The 19,294-nt window shown below is 47.4% G+C and carries 21 protein-coding genes; 8 read left to right on the forward strand and 13 right to left on the reverse strand.

The annotated features are described in order from the left end of the window. Nucleotides 1-160 precede the first annotated feature (160 nt). Together ACE3MZ_RS21010 and ACE3MZ_RS21015 are read left to right on the forward strand one after the other, a co-directional pair. Nucleotides 161-421, forward strand: a complete 261-nt coding sequence (locus ACE3MZ_RS21010; protein WP_411344035.1) for a DUF2164 domain-containing protein — start codon at nt 161-163, stop codon at nt 419-421. 49 nt (nt 422-470) lie between these two features. Further along, the gene (locus ACE3MZ_RS21015) at nt 471-1,019 is read left to right on the forward strand and encodes a GNAT family N-acetyltransferase (protein WP_411344036.1); all 549 of its coding nucleotides are present in this window, start codon (nt 471-473) and stop codon (nt 1,017-1,019) included. 107 nt (nt 1,020-1,126) lie between these two features. Here the strand turns inward: ACE3MZ_RS21015 and ACE3MZ_RS21020 are convergent, their stop codons facing one another. Continuing rightward, nucleotides 1,127-1,741, reverse strand: coding sequence for a hypothetical protein (locus tag ACE3MZ_RS21020; RefSeq protein WP_411344037.1), 615 nt, complete (start codon nt 1,739-1,741; stop codon nt 1,127-1,129). 173 nt (nt 1,742-1,914) lie between these two features. Beyond that, on the reverse strand, nt 1,915-2,136 hold the full coding sequence (locus ACE3MZ_RS21025; protein WP_411344038.1) for a hypothetical protein: 222 nt from the start codon (nt 2,134-2,136) through the stop codon (nt 1,915-1,917). Nucleotides 2,137-2,438: 302 nt separating this feature from the next. Here ACE3MZ_RS21025 and ACE3MZ_RS21030 point away from each other — a divergent pair, with 302 nt between their 5' ends. Beyond that, entirely contained in the window at nt 2,439-2,867 is a 429-nt protein-coding gene (locus ACE3MZ_RS21030) for a hypothetical protein (protein ID WP_411344039.1), read from the forward strand. A 1-nt stretch (nt 2,868) separates the two neighbouring features. Here ACE3MZ_RS21030 and ACE3MZ_RS21035 read toward each other — a convergent pair whose 3' ends face one another. Next, the gene (locus ACE3MZ_RS21035) at nt 2,869-3,366 is read right to left on the reverse strand and encodes a GNAT family N-acetyltransferase (RefSeq protein WP_411344040.1); all 498 of its coding nucleotides are present in this window, start codon (nt 3,364-3,366) and stop codon (nt 2,869-2,871) included. Between the two features lie 277 nt (nt 3,367-3,643). Continuing rightward, complete coding sequence (locus ACE3MZ_RS21040) at nt 3,644-4,867, reverse strand: MFS transporter (protein ID WP_411344041.1); 1,224 nt, start codon at nt 4,865-4,867, stop codon at nt 3,644-3,646. A 234-nt stretch (nt 4,868-5,101) separates the two neighbouring features. On the opposite strand from ACE3MZ_RS21040, the gene ACE3MZ_RS21045 reads away from it, so the two are divergent. From ACE3MZ_RS21045 to ACE3MZ_RS21055, 3 genes are all read left to right on the forward strand, one after another. After that, a complete protein-coding gene (locus ACE3MZ_RS21045) occupies nt 5,102-6,007 on the forward strand; it encodes a sigma-70 family RNA polymerase sigma factor (protein ID WP_411344042.1) in 906 nt (301 codons plus the stop codon). Nucleotides 6,008-6,046: 39 nt separating this feature from the next. Beyond that, nucleotides 6,047-6,181: a hypothetical protein gene (locus ACE3MZ_RS21050; protein WP_411344043.1), complete on the forward strand. Its 135-nt coding sequence runs from the start codon at nt 6,047-6,049 to the stop codon at nt 6,179-6,181. A gap of 178 nt (nt 6,182-6,359) precedes the next feature. Beyond that, entirely contained in the window at nt 6,360-6,803 is a 444-nt protein-coding gene (locus ACE3MZ_RS21055) for a carboxymuconolactone decarboxylase family protein (protein ID WP_411344044.1), read from the forward strand. A gap of 614 nt (nt 6,804-7,417) precedes the next feature. On the opposite strand, the gene ACE3MZ_RS21060 is transcribed toward ACE3MZ_RS21055, so the two are convergent. The 7 genes from ACE3MZ_RS21060 to glsA form a co-directional block, all read right to left on the reverse strand. Continuing rightward, complete coding sequence (locus tag ACE3MZ_RS21060; RefSeq protein ID WP_411344045.1) at nt 7,418-8,626, reverse strand: ATP-binding protein; 1,209 nt, start codon at nt 8,624-8,626, stop codon at nt 7,418-7,420. A gap of 281 nt (nt 8,627-8,907) precedes the next feature. Then, complete coding sequence (locus ACE3MZ_RS21065) at nt 8,908-9,804, reverse strand: formate/nitrite transporter family protein (protein WP_411344046.1); 897 nt, start codon at nt 9,802-9,804, stop codon at nt 8,908-8,910. Between the two features lie 229 nt (nt 9,805-10,033). Further along, on the reverse strand, nt 10,034-11,395 hold the full coding sequence (locus ACE3MZ_RS21070) for an FAD-dependent oxidoreductase (protein WP_411344047.1): 1,362 nt from the start codon (nt 11,393-11,395) through the stop codon (nt 10,034-10,036). A 1,022-nt stretch (nt 11,396-12,417) separates the two neighbouring features. After that, the gene (locus ACE3MZ_RS21075; RefSeq protein ID WP_411344048.1) at nt 12,418-13,284 is read right to left on the reverse strand and encodes an ABC transporter ATP-binding protein; all 867 of its coding nucleotides are present in this window, start codon (nt 13,282-13,284) and stop codon (nt 12,418-12,420) included. A 267-nt stretch (nt 13,285-13,551) separates the two neighbouring features. Next, on the reverse strand, nt 13,552-14,577 hold the full coding sequence (locus tag ACE3MZ_RS21080) for a FecCD family ABC transporter permease (protein WP_411344049.1): 1,026 nt from the start codon (nt 14,575-14,577) through the stop codon (nt 13,552-13,554). Continuing rightward, nucleotides 14,574-15,629, reverse strand: coding sequence for a FecCD family ABC transporter permease (locus ACE3MZ_RS21085; protein WP_411344050.1), 1,056 nt, complete (start codon nt 15,627-15,629; stop codon nt 14,574-14,576). The genes ACE3MZ_RS21080 and ACE3MZ_RS21085 overlap by 4 nt, the downstream gene beginning before the upstream one ends. A gap of 302 nt (nt 15,630-15,931) precedes the next feature. Further along, nucleotides 15,932-16,873, reverse strand: a complete 942-nt coding sequence (gene glsA, locus ACE3MZ_RS21090; RefSeq protein ID WP_411344051.1) for a glutaminase A — start codon at nt 16,871-16,873, stop codon at nt 15,932-15,934. A gap of 282 nt (nt 16,874-17,155) precedes the next feature. On the opposite strand from glsA, the gene ACE3MZ_RS21095 reads away from it, so the two are divergent. After that, on the forward strand, nt 17,156-17,647 hold the full coding sequence (locus ACE3MZ_RS21095; RefSeq protein WP_411344052.1) for a hypothetical protein: 492 nt from the start codon (nt 17,156-17,158) through the stop codon (nt 17,645-17,647). Nucleotides 17,648-17,727: 80 nt separating this feature from the next. Here the strand turns inward: ACE3MZ_RS21095 and ACE3MZ_RS21100 are convergent, their stop codons facing one another. Next, nucleotides 17,728-18,225, reverse strand: a complete 498-nt coding sequence (locus ACE3MZ_RS21100) for a DMT family transporter (RefSeq protein ID WP_411344053.1) — start codon at nt 18,223-18,225, stop codon at nt 17,728-17,730. Nucleotides 18,226-18,306: 81 nt separating this feature from the next. Continuing rightward, nucleotides 18,307-18,735 (reverse strand): DMT family transporter, encoded by a 429-nt coding sequence (locus ACE3MZ_RS21105; RefSeq protein WP_411344054.1) that lies wholly within the window; start codon nt 18,733-18,735, stop codon nt 18,307-18,309. 221 nt (nt 18,736-18,956) lie between these two features. Between ACE3MZ_RS21105 and ACE3MZ_RS21110 the strand changes: the two genes are divergently transcribed. Continuing rightward, the gene (locus ACE3MZ_RS21110; RefSeq protein WP_411344055.1) at nt 18,957-19,196 is read left to right on the forward strand and encodes a hypothetical protein; all 240 of its coding nucleotides are present in this window, start codon (nt 18,957-18,959) and stop codon (nt 19,194-19,196) included. The last annotated feature ends 98 nt before the right edge of the window (nt 19,197-19,294 follow it).

The raw sequence follows: 19,294 nt of genomic DNA on the forward strand, positions 1-19,294 counted from the left end.
GCAAGGATAAGCGGCTTTTTACAGTCACGCGAAATGGTAATGAAAACGCTATATTCCCCGCAAAAACCCTTTTGACGAAGATCAGGGAATACGGTAGCATAGATGAATATCATGACTGACTGCATAACAAATTCACTATTATAAAATCCAAGGAGTGTGTATGATGAACCAGATTAAACTGTCCCGTGAAACCCGCGATACACTGATTGCCAACATCCAACAATTTTTTGAAATGGAGCGTGGCGAGATGATCGGTGAGCTGGCAGCAGATGGCGTGCTGGACTTTGTATTAAAAGAAATCGGTCCGCATATGTACAATCAGGCACTTGCCGATTGCCGTACACTCGTTAACGAACGGATGGCAGGCATCGAAGAAGATATTTATGCGCTCGAACAGCGAACTGCTCTACGCAAACGGTAATTCTGATCCAGTCTTTGCACGTTAGACTACGAAAGCGAGGAAGCACTGCATGTTTACATACATTCTGGATGAAGAGATTGAATTAAGACCGCTGGAACCGGCGCACGCGCGTCACATTTATCAGCTGATCGATCAGTCCCGCAGTCATCTGCGTCAGTGGTTGCCCTGGGTAGATGCCAATACGTCGGTCGAGGACAGCGAGAACTTCGTACGCGCCAGTCTGACGCAGGCGATGGAAAATGGTGGCTTCAACGCGGGGATTTGGTACAAAGATCAGCTGGCTGGCATTATCGGCTTTCACGAGATCAACTGGAATCACCGCTCGGTCGGCATCGGTTACTGGCTGGGCGAGTCGTTTCAAGGCAATGGGCTGATTACTTCTGCGCTGCGGGCGATGCTGGATTATGCGATGCTGGAGCTGAATTTGCACCGGGTGGAGATCCGCTGTGCCACCGCGAATAAGCGTAGCCGAGCAGTGCCAGAGCGGCTTGGATTTATTTTGGAAGGCATTATTCGGGAAGCAGAGCTACTGCCATCGGGGTATGTGGATCATGCGGTGTATGGGATGTTGCAGCAGGAATGGAAGTTGAAGCGGTAAACGATCCTAGTGTCTATTAAAAAAAACCACATTCAAGCGATACACGCCTGAGTGTGGTTTTTTATATGTTTTATTAAAATAGATATGCAGGGATCAATAATACTTTCTTATTCGTTAGAAAAATCCAAACTTTTGGCAACCTGTAATAGTAGTTTTTGATTCGCATCAAAAAATGTTTGAGGTACATCAGCGTAAAAATGATACGTTGCGCCGTCCTTGGACATATACACCATATCGTACATAATACGATTATTTTGCTTACCTGTTACAAGAATTGCTTCTTTTCCATTGTTTAATATGACCTTTTTCCGCTTCATTCCTTTTTCTTGCTTATGATACGGATCTGATATTCCTTGCAAGTAGTTTGAACCGTACACTCGAATATCAACATTAGGGTTGTTGGTATATAAGCTTTTACCATCGCCATTAAATGCCTCTTCGCCAGCTTTCCAACTTGTAGGATACTGAATAGAAAATCCAAATCTTTCATTTACATATTTCGTTAGCTTCTTACTCTTTTTGCTTATCTGCTGCACTTGTTGTTTTTCATTGGTTTTTGATGTTTGGTAAGTAATAGAATTCGCAGGGTTGCTAAAATGATTGGCTTGCAGCAGTATTGTTGAAAATCGCTGGCTGGTCGGTGCAGCAAGTACTGCGTTGGAGCAGGTGGCACAGAGCGTTGCGGCAGCGGTAGCTATCCATATGAGCATTATCTTTTTCACATCAATTCTCCTTTTAAAATTGGTCTACAAAATATCCTTCCGAATCCCAATACTCTTCGTACTTTTTATAGATATCGCGAATAGTATCCTTAGGTGGACCTGAATTCGCCAGCAACCAGTTTAGTATGTAAGCAAAATCTTCATTGCGATCCTCCCAGATAAAATCCAAAAGGTCAGATTCCACACGGACCAACAATCTCTGTCGTTCCACCTATCCCATTGAAATAAAACTTCCACTCCTGGACTACATCTTGCGGATTATAAGGCAACAGATATTCCACAAACTGATGGATGGACGGAAATTCTTCAATTCGGGTATTGAGACTATGACACAATTCCTGAATCTGCTCCACTGACAAGTCATGTGGAAAATATGCAGTAAAATTAACTCCCACTACGATTCGCTCCTTTCAAATGTGATTGTATTTCAACTTTGGCTAATGACTCCATTATAGTTAAATATTCTCTCTTTTTCACACTTTGACTTCTTTTGCTTGACTGCAAGTTCATTTACATTTGTTTTTTCAATTTTTTTGTACTATCGAAATAAGTGAATGTGGCGCAGTTGTGACGTCCAGACTCATCGCTTCTTTCTTTTCATCATTTCTTTACACCAATTTAAGTTTGATTTAAGCCAGCACGTTTATGATAGGGTTGCACCACCATTATGAAAGCAAACGCAAAGAGAGGTATCCATATGAAACGCACGAACATCAATCACCGCGCCCGCAAAGGCAAAGCGATGATCAGCACACTGTTCCTCGGCATTGCCATTAGCAGTATGTTACTCGGAGAACAAGCGAATGCACAGGCAGCCGTCAAAACGTCCACTGCTTCCTCTGTTGTCCGTGAACAGCAGGACCCATTCCTGAGTGCAGTCGGCGCCACTTCAGATGAGGATGTCTATGATGATCTGTATGAAGGTGAAACACTCGCGGATACAGCACGCCGCAACGAGAAAGACCCACAGGCTGTGATTGACCTGCAGGTGTCCCAGATGAACGACATGCTCATGCAAAGGCTGATCAACGGAAGCCTGACGCCTGATACATACCGGGCGCAAAAGGAAGAGCTGACCGAACTGATCACGAAAAGTGTCTACGGCCAGCAATCCTATAACCTGTAATCTATAACCAGTACGTCATCAAAATGTCATCCACATATTGTCCGTGAATATAGAATTGTTCCTGAAGCCGTCCATTTTCGACGAATCCGTATTTGTCGTAAAAATGGACGGCTTCTTCGTTCGTCGATAATACGCGCAGGGTCAGCTTGCGAATACCTTGCTGGCGTGCATATCGGCATAACGTATCCAGCAGCTTGACGCCGACACCGAGCCGACGATAGTCAGGATGAACAGCGATGTGAATATCGTATACATGACGACTAACGGCAAACGACTGCGGACAAGCAAACCCAACATATCCGCAGATCACATCGTCCTGTACCGCCAGCAATTGGCTGCCCGGCGGACAAGCTTGTAAATATTCACGACGAGTTGTGCAATAAAAGACGGACGGTGTATTGATATGATTCCAGACAAGCTGATCCAGCTGCATCAGCTGCCTCGCATCCTTCATAGTAGACAGGCGAATGGTGATATTCGGTACGGAACGAATCGGCATGACAGGAACTCCTTTCGATCTGGAGTACATTCATCTACAGTCATCCTGAGCCAAACTTGAGTAAAGACGACTTGAATAAATTATAAACAGGAATGAACAAAATAAATACCAGCAAAAAAAGCACTCTTCTGCAAAAAGAGTGCTTTTCAATACGCTATGCAGACACAATTTGTCTATTTACTGTGCTGTGCTGTGCTGTGCTGTGCTGTGCTGTGCTGTGCTGTGCTGTGCTGTGCTGTGCCAAATGGTATTACTTTCTACTTTCCAAAAGACAAGCTTACTGTCTAGGCTTCAGCATCACTCCGCGCTGCGCAACACTATGAACCAGATAAAATGCGAGCGACAACACAGCTGCAATCACAGCGACCCATGTCACCGGAATCAATCCACCTTGATCGTAGAATATTCCCATCACGTAAGGTCCGATTACCCTACCAACCGCACCGATGCCACCAGCGACACCGAGATAAAATGGCGCATACGCCCCCGTCCGCTCAGACACAAACGACGGAATCGCCGGAGAGATCAGCATCTCGCCAAATGTAGTCAGAATCATCGCTACGATAAACGCAGGATAGTTGTGAAAACCTAGAATGACGATATAACCAAGCAGGTAAAAGACCGCGCTCGCCGTCATCTGCGCCTGCGCCGTACTAGCGAACCAACGCCGAATCAAGTGAATGAATGGCTGTCCAGCAAAGATCAGAATGCCATTCATCGTCCACAGCAGGCTATAATAGCTGATCAACAGACCAGAGCTGACGATAAACGGCGATACCCCGGTATTCCAGATCGAATTGCCCAGCCACAGGAACAAAGTCGCTACACCCATAAACAGATAAATGCGCACCTGTCCCAGCAACCAGCCCGTACTTTCCCCACGTCCCGCTTTCGGACGACCGGGATTGTTATCGTCGATATGCTGACTGTCGCCCGTACCGATTTTGCTCAAATAAACGAAGAAAAATCCGGCAAACAGCACACAACTCAATCCATTAATTACAAACGACAAATAATACGAAATATCTGCCAGCACACCGCATAACGCCGTTCCCAGCGCTACCCCGATATTGTTAGCAACATACACGATATTGAACAGCTCCCCGCGCCGATCCGCAAAGCGAAACCCGATAAACGCCTGAATCGCTGGCATCGACATAGAGTTGAACAGCCCGATCATTACCATCGCCCCCATAAACCAGTACCAGTGCGTACTGACAAAAGGCAGTGTAAACAAAAACAGTCCATTGAATAGCAGCGATCCCACGATTAGCTTACGCACACCGAGTCGATGATATAGCGAACCACCCAACAGTTGCCCGATAATGCCGCCCAGCGATTGCAATAGCACCACCAGACCGGCATCCTGCATCGGACGCCCCAGCTCCTGATACACAAACAATGTAACGAGCGGCCACATTAACGACCCGCCTGCCGCATTCAGCAGACTGGCAAGCAAAAACACCTGAATTTCCTTTGGATATGATTTGAGCCAGCGCATGATGTATTCCTTTCTATCCTCATTCCAATGTCAGTTCCGATCTAAGCATGTATAATGAAGGCAATGACCTGTTATTGGCTTAACTTGCTACGGAACTTAGCTAAACAGCGCAAATAGCCAAACATACACGCTAACGCCATCTCGTCAAACACATAAAGTCTAGTATGCTTGATCACAATCGCAACGGGCAAGCATCTTCATTGCCGCTTTACACTGATAAGGAGTTGAATATAGATGAAATATCCACAGTCTCCGACATTGGAGCAGCTGTACGAGGAATACTATACCTTGTTAACTGCTGTCGCTTACCGGATGACCGGTTCGCATGGCGATGCCGAAGATATGGTGCAGGATGTATTTGCTCGGCTGACACAGGAGCCGCTTGCAGACATTACTCATATCAAAGCGTATTTGATTCGTGCTGTCACCAACCGTAGTCTGAACCTGCTGCAATCTGCCCGCAAGCGGCGCGAGCTATACCCCGGCCCATGGTTGCCCGAACCGAATGTACTGCCGCTCCATTCTGCCCGGCATATAGAAACGGCTTCTCTGTCCGCGCAGCCTGCCATTACAACAACTGATGCGGCAACCATACATTCCCACACCCCGTCTACTCGTCCATTGCCACTATCCATACAACCGTTACTGAACGACAAAGTCACCGGATTTTCCGATTCCGATAAGCAAGGCACCGAGCAGCTTATGCTGCGCCAGGAAGAGATCAGTTATGCCGTGATGGTCATGCTGGAGCAACTTACACCAGTGGAGCGAGCAATCTTCGTACTGCGGGAATCGTTTGAATTGGATTATAGCGAGATTGCCAGTTATGTACATAAGTCCGAAGCTGCCTGTCGTAAAATATTAAGTCGCATCCGCTCCCGTCTACAGCCCGCCAGTCACGCAGAAGCTGATGACCGACTCCATACGATGAATCCTACAATACAGAGCGAATATTTTGCTTCAGCCTTTTTGCAAGCAGCACGTAGTGGGAATTTCACCCCGCTGCTGCATTTGCTTCAGGACGATGTGCGCATGTACACCGATGGCGGTGGCAAAGTGCGTGCTGCGATCCGTCCAATCTTAACACGCTATCGTGTAACTACGTTTCTACAAGGCATTGCTGGCAAAGGTGCAATGTAAGGAAATTGGTCAGTCATTTCCGTCAACGGCGAACCGGGCTTGCAGCTGATTCGGGATGGACAGCCTGTGTATGTGTTCTCGTTTGCATATGGTATGCAGGGACAGGTAGAGCATATTTATATGATCTCTAATCCAGATAAATTAACGAGAATCATGGCGCAGCATACTGTGTAAACCAAGTGCAATATTGGCATTCACTATACTTGTCACAACCTCCTTCGCTATCTTGTCTGTATATAAGAGGGCACTTCTTCAACGCTGTGCCTCTGTATACTATTTGTGTCGCACACCAGGAATATGATTTCATAGCTTATCCCTGATGTGCGACAACCATTATGAGGAGGAAATCTCTATGCAAGTACGTCTCGACCATTACAAAGCGAACCCCGGTGTTTACAAAATGATGCTACAGATGGAGCAGTTGATCAAGGAGCAGGAATTGGACCCTGTATTATATGAATTGATCAAAATCCGCGCTTCCCAGCTCAATCGCTGCGCCTTCTGCCTAGACAAGCATATCCGCGATCTGCGCAAGATGGGCGAACGCGAAGAACGGATTGCACTACTGAGTGTCTGGCGTGAAACGCCTTACTATACCGATGCCGAACGTGCGGTTCTGCATTTGACTGAAGTGGTCACGGATTTGACGCATCAGGGTGTGCCACAGGATGTGTACGATGCGGTGCTGGAGCATTATGATGAGCAACAGTTTATGACCATCTTAACTGCGATTAATGCGATCAATTGCTGGAATCGGATCGGTGTGGCGACTGGAATGTTTCCCGGTTGCCGCTAATTGCAGATCGGATCGATGCACGTTATGATGCACATCCTAACGTAGACATCATGATATTCAATCTGATGATGAAGTTGAATGTTTCGACAGATGCTAAATAATGCCGAAATAGCGTTTCGACTTACTGTATTTGCGGTCTGTATGTGCGTTATATTGGCGTTCTTTTCCTGCGTATATGTATACAAAATAGCAAAGTAGAATTTTTTCGTTTTTTTGAATATAGCTATGTTTCAATCACACACTTACCGTTTAACAATAAGTAACGGCATTTGGCAAGAGTGATGTCCCCTTCATTCTTACCTTCTGTCATATCATGGACCACTCCCGGAATCCGCCATACTACGGTTTCGTTCCCCCGAACCGAATTATGGCGGATTTCATTTTGCCTACTATTGATTACATCAAAACAGGACCTGCTCTGAGGATGCAGGTCCTGTTTCTTCATATATTCTGTTCCGATGATTGTTCTACAATTTGGTTTCTTTGCAACATAGCCGAGATGACGAACGCCATTCATTGGCACGGTCAAACCTTCTCATTTTTACTTAGCTGCATCATATAAGCTAGTTGTAGTTATGATCTCGTTGTATTCATAATCTGGCTATATCACTTCATTACCGTTTCCCTTGTTGCAGTGCCAAAATGCTGTTCAGCAAATGCAATTTGCGAATCGGCTTGGTGATTACCGTCTCAAATGTATCGCGGAACTCACCCTCTACTTTCTCACCGAGAGGAGCTAGTAAGAACAACGGCTGCTTCTGAATCTTCGTCCGCTCTCTCATCCAGCGTTCGCGATCAATGAGCACGAGGTCCACCAGTACGAGATCATATTCATGATGATACAATTCGTCAAAGAAACGTTCATCCATCTCGTGAACGACGGTTACCTGTGCATTCCACTCATCTAGCATATTGCGAAGTAGCGTACGGCAAATGCTGTTGTTCTCCAACAGCAGAATACGAGTATCATGCAATACGCTATTTTGGAATGGAATCGACGGCAGATCCGTATACCGTTCAAAATGCAGCACGATATCAATCGCTGTACCGACACCATCCATGCTTTTGGCTTCAATCGTTCCGCCCATCAGTTCAACGAGCTGCTTGCAGATAGCCAGTCCAAGTCCCGTACCTTGATGCATATGCTCACTCTGCTCATGCATTTGAGTGTAAGATTCAAAAATATGCGCCAAACGCTCCTTCGGAATACCAATCCCTGTATCTTCGACACAGATCTTGACGGTTAAACGATCTGGCTGCTCATCGGGCAACAGAAACAGCGAGATTGTAATATCTCCTTGTTTCGTGAATTTGATCGAATTTTGCAGTAAATTCATCATAACCTGTCTGACTTTGAGTGCGTCGCCAATAACAAACAGCGGAATATCTGAATGTACATTCAGATGAACATGTACGCCTTTTTCAAATGCACGCGGCGATAAAGCATATGTCAAATCTTCAATTGTATTAATCAAATCAAACGGATCGCGATTCAATTTCAACTTACCAGCTTCCATCTTGCCAATATCCAGCAGGTTATTAACGAGCGCCATCAACGCTTCACTACTACCGTTCAGTATCCCCATATAACTTTGCTGTTCTTCATCCAAAGATGTATTTTGCAAAAGTTCAATCATGGACAGAATGCCGTTCATGGGTGTACGGATTTCATGGCTAAGCATGGATATAAAGCGTGCCTTATTCTCGGCTTTCTGCTCGGCAATCATCAATGACTGCTCATGATCGTCCAACTTGAGCCGAAGCCTAGCTAGCTCCTGTTCCATTTCTTGTTGCTTTTCAATTAGTTCGTTTATCTTTTCCATCTTGCACCTCGAGAATCGTTCTGTACAAAATTAATCATTTCACAAATCCTGTATATCACTACAATTTACACTATTACCCGTATCTTATGATTTAAACCAATTTTATAATTCGAAACCTACTTAGCTATCAATTTGTGAAATGAGACCTGTAATAATAAGCAAAAAGCCGGGACTTCGCCCGTGCAACATGGGCGTCTCGGCTGACTTCTTGCATCATGGATCATACAGTTGGACTAACCAAATGATCCTACTTGCGTAATGTGCTACAGATCAGGATTGCATCAATGCGTCTGCTCGCTATGCTGCAATGGCATCGCCGTCGCAGAAGCCGCTGTATGTTCGTTCAGCGCCGACTGTGTTGATACGCCATGCTGCCCACTAGCATTGCCTGCTGCTGACATGGTTGCATTGGTGGGACGGATATACGCGGTAAAATACGCGCAAGCAACAAACAACGCACCACCAGTCAGATTACCAAGCCAAACAGGTACGAAGTTCATAAAATACTGTTCCCATGAATAATGACCTGCGAAGATCGCTGCCGGAATCAGAAACATATTAGCGACAACGTGCTGGAATCCAATGGCAACAAACGCCATCGTCGGGAACCAGATGCCCAGCACCTTGCCACTGATGTTATCTGCGCTGTACGACAGCCATACAGCGAGTGCGACCAGCCAGTTACAACCGATACCGGAAATGAACATTTGCAGGAATGTGCCTTCCAGCTTGTGCCCTGCCATCTCAACCGTCTTCGCCAGATACGGTCCGGTTTCCGTCAAACCAACGATATGTCCGAAGAAATACGCGACGAACAAAGCACCAAGCATATTCGCAAGCGTAATTGCTACAAGATTGCGCGCTACTTCCATCGTTGTAATTTTACGTGCCATGCGTGCCAGCGGAACCGCCATCATATTCCCAGTTAACAGTTCACCACCAGCGATTAGCACCAGAACAAGTCCGACCGGGAATAGCGAAGCTCCGACAAAATTGGCAAAGCTGCCCCATTCTTCCGGCATGCTGGCAATGACCCGAATATCTAACAAAAATCCAAGTGCGATAAAAGCACCCGCCAAAAATCCAAGCACCAGCATCTGCGTCCAGCTGGAGCGTGCTTTGGTCACTCCAGTGTCAATCGTATTCATCGCGATTTGCTGCGGTTTGTAGTAAGCCATGAAGGGTTCTCTCCTTTGAATGTATGGTCATCCGTTTCGGTTAGCGGATATTTTCATATTTCAATTTTAATGAATTTACTTTGTGAAAAAAGTAACATTTGTCACGATGAAGAGAATTTTTACGATAAACTGCGAAATTCATCACCATACATCGACGCAGACAGCCAAATAAAAAAGCCGCCATCATCAGATGGCGACTACAATGAACTTGTATCCTATGCAGATATGATTACACGTTCACGGTTTCTTTTTGCGCGACTTGTGGCAGTGCTTGCAGACCGACGCTGTTCAGGTAGTTCCACGGTTTGTTGTAGTGTGGTTGGAAGAAGAAATCAACAAAGGCAAGCTGATCAACCGTCATACGCGCCTGAATGAATACCGAGATCGTATTGATCGATTGCGTCAGATCGGCGTGCGACATGATCTGTGCACCAAGAATGCGACGGCTACCTGTTTCATAAACGACTTTCAGAGTCACTTTCTCATGGGTTGGCATGAATTCAGGACGGTAGTTGTCGTGAATAGTCGATGTTTCTACGTCCAGACCAGCAAGGCGTGCAGCGACTTCGGTCATACCGGTTGCAGCGATGTTTTCTTCATAAATTTTGATACCGGATGTGCCTTGTGTACCAAGATATTCAGTCGTCGGGTTCACCAGATTGCGGGCAACGAGTGTACCCATGCGTACCGCATTGGTTGCCAGCGGGATGTACGCGTGTTGCTGGGTTGGGTTGTAGAAGATCGCACAACTGTCACCAGCGGCGTATACGTCTTTTTTGCTCGTTTGCATGTAGTTGTCAACGACGATTGCACCGTTTGGCAGCATGTCCACCTGACCTGCCAGCAGTTCGGTTTGTGGACGGAAGCCGATGCACAGAATGACCATATCGGCGGTGTGTGTACCTTTATCGGTAACGACGGTATTTACTTTGCCATCGGTGCCTTCAAAGCGTACGACTTTCTCATTCAACGCCAGCTGGATACCTTGCTGTGTCAGCACTTCTTCGGTACGAGCGGTAAATTCAGGGTCAAGGTATTTGCTCAGAATGCGTTCTTCGGCATCGATCAGCGTCACTTGTTTGCCGTTCATTTGGAACGCTTCGACCAGCTCAACACCGATGTATCCAGCACCGACAACAACGATATGATTGGCAGATTTGGCTTTCTCAATAATTGTATTCGAGTGATTAAAGTTCTTAGACAATACGATATTATCTAGTTCAATGCCCGGGAATTTGGGAATGATCGGCCACGAGCCAGTCGTAACGATTAACTTGTCAAACGTATCTGTCAGCTCGGTTCCGGTCGTCAGATCGCGGGCAGTCAATGTTTTGGCGTCGGTGTCGACGGAAGTGACCTCGTGCAGCATTTTGGTGGTCACACCCAGTTCAGCTAGTTGCTGTGGCGACGAGTAGAACAACCCGTTCGCATCTTCTACGACACCACCGACATACAGCGCGATACCGCAAGACAGGAACGAAATATTGTCATTGCGTTCGTACACGGTGATTTGAGCATCCGGGTACAATTTGGCGGTGTTGACGATGGCGGCGGTTCCTGCGTGAGTACATCCAATAACTGCTACTTTCATGGTTTCTTCCTCCTGTGTGTAACTCTATATTTTTGTATGTGGTGCAAATAAGTTATCCATTCCGTCAGTGACATCTGCTCCGTTCAGCGTTCTGTTCGCTAGCGGAGACAACTTAGTGAATACATTCACATTTGATAATAAAAAGAGAGGACAGCGATCTGAAGATGCAGATGGGAGTTTGGGATGAACATTCGTCTGCGGAAAGCTGTCCAAAAGGTACATGGAGGAACCGGGGAGAAACGTTGCCTGTTTCGGATTCCGATTCCGATTCCGGTAAAGATGTATTGCCTGATGGGGTATAGTTGAAAACGTTGGTTGTGAATGTTTTCACCTTATGTGATTATTATATTGTGATAAATGTCACAATGCAAGGGGTTTGGGGAATGTTCATAGTTTGTTCAAATTTTCACATTTGGGGTGTGATTTGTTGTGTTGACTTGTTTGAAATAATGGCATGTAGGCAGCATGCACTCCGGGAAGGAATACGGGAACGTCCTCGGGTGGAGCCGCGGGAATCTTTTGGAATGGGAGTAAATGAAGATTCCCGCACCTCCAAAGTCGTCCTTTTCCCGTATTCCTTCCCTCCGTTCCGTGCGGCTTGCATCAATTTAAAAAATGTAACACCTTCAAAATCCTATAAGTGACTTTACTTCCGTAACGGTAGGTTTATAGGATGAAAAGTTGATGGGAAGTACAGTATGCTCTACATCATTCCATGCATGTACAAAACCCATCGAAGGTCGGTAGACTTAATCGGTGGGGTCTTTTACGTCTTTTGATTTATAGCGCATGATTCTATATAGTTTGCGTCCGCTAAGAGTACTACTTAGGGTAGCGGCAATTGCTTTTATAAAAAAACAGGTTCAACCGGGGACGAAGTGGCGTGGTGTACGCTTCTTCGTCTCGGGCTGAACCTGTTTTTAGGTGTCGTATTTTAGTGCTTGATGGATTGGGTAGCGCATCTCGGTTCCATGGGCAGAATATTGCATCTGCCTTTTTATGCAGGATACGATTGGGATGGATTAGTTTCGTGCGGCTTGCAGGACGTGTCCGTGTTGGCGGACTTCTTTGACTTGTTGTTCGGCGTTCAGGGCAGCTTGCACGTTGCCTTCGAGGGCGTATGGCAGGCAGAGTGGCACGCCGCTGCGTGGGTCGGTGACGATGTCGGCTTCGATGCCGAATACGTCGCGCAGAACGTCGCAGGTCATGACTTCGGTTGGTGAGCCTTCGGCGATCGCTTTGCCTTGTTTGATCGCGATCATATGGTGTGCGTAGCGGGATGCGTGGTTCAGGTCATGCACGACCATGATGATGGTGCGATGGGCATCAGCATTGAGTTTTTCTAGCAGTTGCAACACTTCCAGCTGATGCGCCATATCAAGATAGGTGGTCGGCTCATCCAGGAACAGAATATCGGTATCCTGTGCCAGTGACATGGCGATCCAAGCGCGCTGGCGTTGACCGCCGGACAACTGGTCGATGGGACGATCGTGGAAATCGAGCATACCTGTCGCTTCCATTGCCCAAGAGATCTTCTCTTTGTCTTCCGCCTTCATCGAACCGAAGCCTTTTTGGTATGGGAACCGACCGTATGATACTAGTTCGGTTACAGTCAGCCCTTCCGGTGCAGTTGGGGTTTGTGGCAAAATGGCGAGCTGCTTGGCAACTTCGCGTGTGGATTGCTTGTGAATCGATTTGCCGTCGAGTAGAACGGAGCCGTTTTTCGGTTGCATAATCCGCGCCATCGTCTTGAGAATGGTCGATTTCCCTGATCCGTTCGCACCGACAAGCGCCGTAATCTGCCCCTGTGGAATTTTAATATTCAAATCCTCGACAATCAGGCGATCCTCATAAGCAATATCCAATTTGGACGTCATCAAACGCACCATAGTTACCCATCCCTTTCAATCCGCAGCCGCCTGTTTGGCGGTCTGTCTGTATAATTCGGTGTGGCTCTTGCTGCCTCACCTTATGCCGATTGTATTCCGGCTACTATCCTTACGAAGTTCATCTGCAATCTTTTTACGACTTACATCTATTCTGTACTGCATCGCTCTATATGGAACGAATACAGCTTTTTGCTGAAAAATAACTTAGGCATATATTGCACACCTACATTCGCTATATGCGACATGCGACAATGCCTTTCCATCCGTTCAAGCGCGTGAGCGTGCTAGTAAGTATAGGAAGTACGGTCCGCCGATGATGGCAACCATCACACCTGCGGGAATTTCCGAGTTTTCCATCAGGGTGCGACCGACCATATCAGCGATGAGCAGTAGCACTGCACCGATCAGCGCACTGACTGGAATGACGTGCTCATAACGCGGACCGACGAGACGGCGTGCGATATGCGGACCCAATAATCCGATAAAGCCAATGCCACCACTAACTGCAACACAGGCGGCGCTCAGCGCTACTGCAATTACGAGCAATAACAGTCGCTGGCGATTTAAATACGAACCAAGTCCGGTCGCTGTATCGTCACCGAGCGAGAATACGTCCATCTGTCTTGCTTTCCATAATGCTGCTGGCAGCAAGACGATAATCCATGGCAACAATGCCGTAACAAATTTCCAGCTACTGCCCCAGATGCTGCCTGCTTGCCATGTCGCGATAAAGTTAAATTCATTCGGATCAAGCTGCAAGGTCAATACGATCATAAGCGCATTGATGCCTGCCGCCATCGCGATCCCCGACAGCACAAGACGTGAGGACGAGATGCCCTTGTTTTTTTTGTAAGCCATCAGGTAGATACCAGTTGCGGCAGCGAACGCACCGATCAGTGCCAGAAATGGCAACAGCATCGGTGATGCCGACTCTCGCATAGGATTGGTCACGACGAACAGCACGACTGCAAGCCCTGCACCGGAATTGATACCGAGGATACCGGGATCAGCCAGCGCATTACGAGAGACACCTTGCAAAATCGCTCCTGCGACCGCCAAGCCCATACCGACGAGCAAAGCGATCACGATACGCGGCAATCGAAATTGAAATAGGATAAGTTCATCCCGCGCGGTTCCGCCGCCAAATAGGGTGCGTAGCACTTCCATTGGTGACATTTTCGTAAAGCCAGTATTCATGCTAAGCAGCAAGACAACAAAAGCAGCAATCGCCAGAACAACTAACGTAATGACTGTGCGAACCGTTCGTTTACGATTGAATATGACCTGATTCACAGATTATCCCCCACTTTCTTCCGAATGACATAGAAGAAGTAAGGAACCCCGATCAGGGCAATCAGCGCACTGACCGGCTGCTCGGTCGGCGGATTGAGCAATCGTCCGAACGTATCGGCGAATACAAGCAACAATGCACCGAGAATGGCAGATGTCGGAATTACCCATTTGTAATCGACACCAACGAGTGCACGCGCAGCATGTGGAATCATCAGACCGATGAAGCCAATAGCGCCGACTGTGGATACCGAAGCGCCTGCCAGCACCATCACAACCAGTACAGCACCAAGCCGTACTAACGCCGTGCGCTGTCCCAAACCAGAAGCGACATCATCGCCCAGACTGAGAATTGTTATCGATCGGGAAAGGAGAAACGAACCAATCAGCGCCGCTGTAATCCACGGCCATAGGATATTCACCTGACTCCACGTAACCCCTGCCACTCCGCCCGCATACCAGAACGCCAAGTCCTGTGAAATGCGGAAGTACAGCGCAATGCCTTCCGATAATGCAACAAGCATTGCTGCCACTGCCGCGCCTGCTAGTGCTAACCGCACTGGCGTTAATCCGCCGCGTGACAGCGAGCCTATGCCATAGACGAGTACTACACTCAGCGCTGCGCCGAGAAATGAAAACATAATCAGCTGGTTAAAGCTCAGTCCAGGGAAAAAAGCAAAACACAGTGCCAATACAAAACCTGCACCTGCATTGATCCCAAGTAAACCGGGATCTGCTAACGGGTTACGCGTCATCCCCTGCATAAGCGCACCAGCGACAGCAAACGATGCTCCAACCAGTGCACCGGCAATAGCACGCGGAAGCCGTAGCTCCCAGATCACCTGATGATCCTGATTCGATGGATTAAAATGAACCAAAGCCTGCCAGACGACGTCCAGCGGGATTTGCCGACTTCCTTTGGCGATCGAAAACGCCAATCCGGCAGCCAGCAAAATCAAACCGCCGATAATAATCAGAAGCGCTGCGTAAGGACGCGACCAGATTTCTTCTTTCGGCGAGGTCTGCCGGCCTTTTACATGCGTACTGCGAGTCATAAGCAAGCCTCTTTCTAAATCTCATAATCAATACATATAAATGGAGCCGCCGACATCCATCATGGATAAACGGACAGCTCATTGTGGGTGTATATGCTAGTTTGTTATTTTCTTCTATACAGATGTGTTCATGATAACTTCATTTGCAAAGCATATAGTTTAAGATACTGATAATCATTATCACTTGTCAACCTGAAATCGTAAAAAGGCGGCTAATTTCCTAATGGTTTAGAGGACGCCATGGGTGTTGGAGCTTGGTGCATGGCATCTTTCACTTCAGGAAGGAATCAGGGAGCTGTCTTTTAAAACAGGCTCCAGTCGAATTCTTTGGATAGGCGTTCCAATAGATGGACGCCAGCGATGCTGTTGCCGCGATGGTTTAGGGATGGGCCGACGAGACCGATGCCGTATTGACCGGGGACTAAGGTTAGGATGCCGCCGGAAACGCCACTTTTGGCGGGCAGCCCGACTTCGATGGCGAATTCGCCAGAAGCGTTATACATGCCGCAGGTGACCATGAATGTTTTGGCGATCTGGACGTAGCGGCGTGGGATGAGCTTCTCGCCGGTGTGTGGATCGACGCCATCGAAGGCGAGTACAAGCGCCATACGGGACAGGTCTGCGCACGTCACTTCGATAGAACAATGACGGAAATAGACGGACAGCACATCTTCGACCGGATCTTTGAGCACGCCGTTTTGCTTGAGGAAATAGGCGAGTGAGCGGTTTAAGTCGCCCGTTTCCAGCTCGGAGCTGTACACGTCCATATTGTAATCCAGCGTATCGTTGCCGGATAGTTTACGGAAAAATTCCAGAATGCGTTTGGATTTCTCTTCCGGGCTATCACCTGCGATCAGGGACGAGACGGTGATTGCTCCGGCATTGATGAGCGGGTTGAACGGGATGCCCGGCTCGACCAGTTCCAGTTTGATCATGGAATTAAAATCGTCGCCGGTTGGCTCCTTGCCTACATTGTAAAAGACCGCTTCTTCGCCATGATCGATCAGCGCCAGAATGAGGGTGAATACTTTGGAGATGCTCTGCATGGTGAATTTGAGACCGCAATCGCCAGCGGAGATGCTTTCGCCTTGCGAGTCAGCGATGTAGATTCCGAGTGCATCGCGAGATGCTTTGGCAAGCTCAGGAATATAGGATGCCACGTCGCCCTGTCCCGTGCGAAGGCGACTTGTTTCCAGCCAATCGGGTAGTTTCTTTTTCATTTTGTCCATTTGTTCCATACTCATATTCAATCACTCCTATTTTTGTCGATTTGATGTCTTTGTGTGAGGAAACGATCTTTTTGTATATACTTTCTATATATGGAGATTATTCTGTTCTCATTTGATATGCTCTTGTCCTGTATTGTTGCTGATTTTGACTTTCTTTACTATAGCAGAGATGGGCAAAAAGTTGGTATGCTGAACGTAAAAGTAACTTTTTCAGCAGAACGCGGTATAATACTCATACCGGCTCCAACAATTATGCTTGATAGTCAGTACCCAACATTAGCGGAAAGTGGTGAACCGATGAACGGCAAATTAAGAACAGCCATCGCTGGAATTCCAGTGGAACAGTATGCAGTGCAGGGAAATCTTCCGCTTTGCCTGTCCGACGGTGCATCGCCTGCGCTGGACAAGCTCAAGCCGCTGGCGGATGAAGTGTGGAGCGATGGGCAGCATGAGGTGTTGACGTTTCATTATGCCGGACATGCAGTCCATATGACCTTTCAAAGCTCTGGTACGTATTTATTTGACAGTATGGATATTTGGGCAGATATGTCCGATTGCGGCGAGATCGGCATCGGCGCGCCGGAAGGATTATCACTGCTGGCAGCGCGCATGTCGCTGGAAATGGATATTTTTGAGCTACCGGATGAAATGATCTGTCTGCTACCCAATGCGGTTACGGTACATTACCGCAAGCATAATCAGCAGTGGATGCTGACCAAGATTGCCGGAGCGTATCGCAATTATGAGGATACCCGCTCTAGTCTGCATGTGATTGCTAACGCCGGATAATATTGCTGAATACAACCAAAAGCCTTCACCCCGTTTACGATTGACGGGGGAAGGCTTTTTTTGAGATATAGGTGACGAGCTTACGAATGAAGTGTATGCGATGGTACGGATTTGTTCTTTTTGACTGCTGCTTTGCCAAACCAGCGGTCGCCGAATTTGTACACGATAATACCAGCGACAATCACGAGTACGCCGATAACTTTGCCGGGCGTCAGTGGAATGCGCTCCAGCACCAACCAGCCTGTCGTATCGAACAACAGTGCCGTACTGAGCTGAGCAATCAAGACGATGGATGTGGCAAATGTCGGTCCCAGACGGCGAATACCTTGCACAAGGCAGAACACAACGCCAACTCCAATCGCACCGCTAATCCAGTACCATGGCTGCATATGTTGCAGCGAAAATGTTCCTTTGCCTTCAAAGATCAGGCTGGCGGTCAGCGAAGCGATAAAGCCCATTCCTAGCACCAGCGTCGTTGTTGCCCATGAGCCAACCTTGTTGTTGACCTGATTGTTAAAAATCGTTTGCAGACTAACAAGCGCGCCTGCAACTGCCGCGAGCAGTATGCCCATAACCATGTGTATCCCCCCTGCTATATCGATGACGGATAATTGATCCGTTGTGTCGTTTCATTGTGTATGTTGGCATGTAATGCTCGTTTATAATTTTAAAATAACGACGCCAGCGATCATCAGCAGTACGCCGAGACATTGCGGCCATGTGATCTTTTGCCGGAGTACGCCGAACCAGCCGTTGCTATCCACCACAAAGGTCATACATAGCTGTGCAATGAGCAACGCTGACACGGTAAATGTAACCCCGATATACTGAATCGCGGTCACTTCGCTGAAGATGATGACCGATGCGAATGCACCGCCAAACCAGTAGAGTGGCTTCACCTTCCGCAATCCTTGCCAGTTGCCATCGCGCACGATCAGCAGCATCAGTGCCGCCAAAATAAAGCCAGTCAGCTGCGTAATCGTCGCTGCCTGCCAAGTGCCGATATCGTAGCTAATCCGGTTATTCGCTACACCCTGCAATGTAATGCACGCACCGCCAAGCAGTGCGAATAAAATGCCTTTGAACACATGACAAACCTCCCAATCCCTTACCGTACGAATCTTCGCTACAATAAACCCTTTTCCCATTAAAAGGCATATCTATCTGTTCATAAAGGACATATGTCCCATTAGGGCAGTTATCAGGTGTTCATTGACTCCATCATGCCCAGTTTTGTTGTAAAAAGGGGGGGTTTTTTACCATTATAGATGAACGGAATATGTCCTATTCTTAAGGGAGGAATGTGCAAATGACGATTGCCGATGTAACGGGGCTGGTCACGACGGTTGGCTTTCCGGTAGCGCTTTGTTTTGTACTGTTAAAATACGTTTTGCAAAATATGGAAAAGCAGTTGAATCAGCTGGATGAAACGGTAAAAGAACTGACAGAAGCGATCCGCAGTCTACGTAGGGAAAGTAGTGACAAAAGTCAGTCCTCACGTCATCACAACACACGAAGGCGCGACAATGACTCGGATGATCAGATGTAAAAAAAGGATGCTCCGACTAGGGAGCATCCTGCTTGGCGTGTTATGACGCTTGAGAATGGTAAAAAGAATAGTCTATCCCGCCACCCGTGTACATGGAC

The organism is Paenibacillus sp. WLX1005 (assembly GCF_046603685.1).
Taxonomy (GTDB): Bacteria; Bacillota; Bacilli; order Paenibacillales; family Paenibacillaceae; genus Saccharibacillus.

Bases quoted from the DNA above. Each gene is read 5' to 3' on its own strand.
- ACE3MZ_RS21010 (WP_411344035.1), top strand. From the start codon at position 161: ATGATGAACCAGATTAAACTGTCCCGTGAAACCCGCGATACACTGATT.
- ACE3MZ_RS21015 (WP_411344036.1), top strand. From the start codon at position 471: ATGTTTACATACATTCTGGATGAAGAGATTGAATTAAGACCGCTGGAA.
- ACE3MZ_RS21030 (WP_411344039.1), top strand. From the start codon at position 2,439: ATGAAACGCACGAACATCAATCACCGCGCCCGCAAAGGCAAAGCGATG.
- ACE3MZ_RS21035 (WP_411344040.1), bottom strand. From the start codon at position 3,366: ATGCCGATTCGTTCCGTACCGAATATCACCATTCGCCTGTCTACTATG.
- ACE3MZ_RS21040 (WP_411344041.1), bottom strand. From the start codon at position 4,867: ATGCGCTGGCTCAAATCATATCCAAAGGAAATTCAGGTGTTTTTGCTT.
- ACE3MZ_RS21045 (WP_411344042.1), top strand. From the start codon at position 5,102: ATGAAATATCCACAGTCTCCGACATTGGAGCAGCTGTACGAGGAATAC.
- ACE3MZ_RS21055 (WP_411344044.1), top strand. From the start codon at position 6,360: ATGCAAGTACGTCTCGACCATTACAAAGCGAACCCCGGTGTTTACAAA.
- ACE3MZ_RS21060 (WP_411344045.1), bottom strand. From the start codon at position 8,626: ATGGAAAAGATAAACGAACTAATTGAAAAGCAACAAGAAATGGAACAG.
- ACE3MZ_RS21065 (WP_411344046.1), bottom strand. From the start codon at position 9,804: ATGGCTTACTACAAACCGCAGCAAATCGCGATGAATACGATTGACACT.
- ACE3MZ_RS21070 (WP_411344047.1), bottom strand. From the start codon at position 11,395: ATGAAAGTAGCAGTTATTGGATGTACTCACGCAGGAACCGCCGCCATC.
- ACE3MZ_RS21075 (WP_411344048.1), bottom strand. From the start codon at position 13,284: ATGGTGCGTTTGATGACGTCCAAATTGGATATTGCTTATGAGGATCGC.
- ACE3MZ_RS21085 (WP_411344050.1), bottom strand. From the start codon at position 15,629: ATGACTCGCAGTACGCATGTAAAAGGCCGGCAGACCTCGCCGAAAGAA.
- glsA (WP_411344051.1), bottom strand. From the start codon at position 16,873: ATGAGTATGGAACAAATGGACAAAATGAAAAAGAAACTACCCGATTGG.
- ACE3MZ_RS21095 (WP_411344052.1), top strand. From the start codon at position 17,156: ATGAACGGCAAATTAAGAACAGCCATCGCTGGAATTCCAGTGGAACAG.
- ACE3MZ_RS21100 (WP_411344053.1), bottom strand. From the start codon at position 18,225: ATGGTTATGGGCATACTGCTCGCGGCAGTTGCAGGCGCGCTTGTTAGT.
- ACE3MZ_RS21110 (WP_411344055.1), top strand. From the start codon at position 18,957: ATGACGATTGCCGATGTAACGGGGCTGGTCACGACGGTTGGCTTTCCG.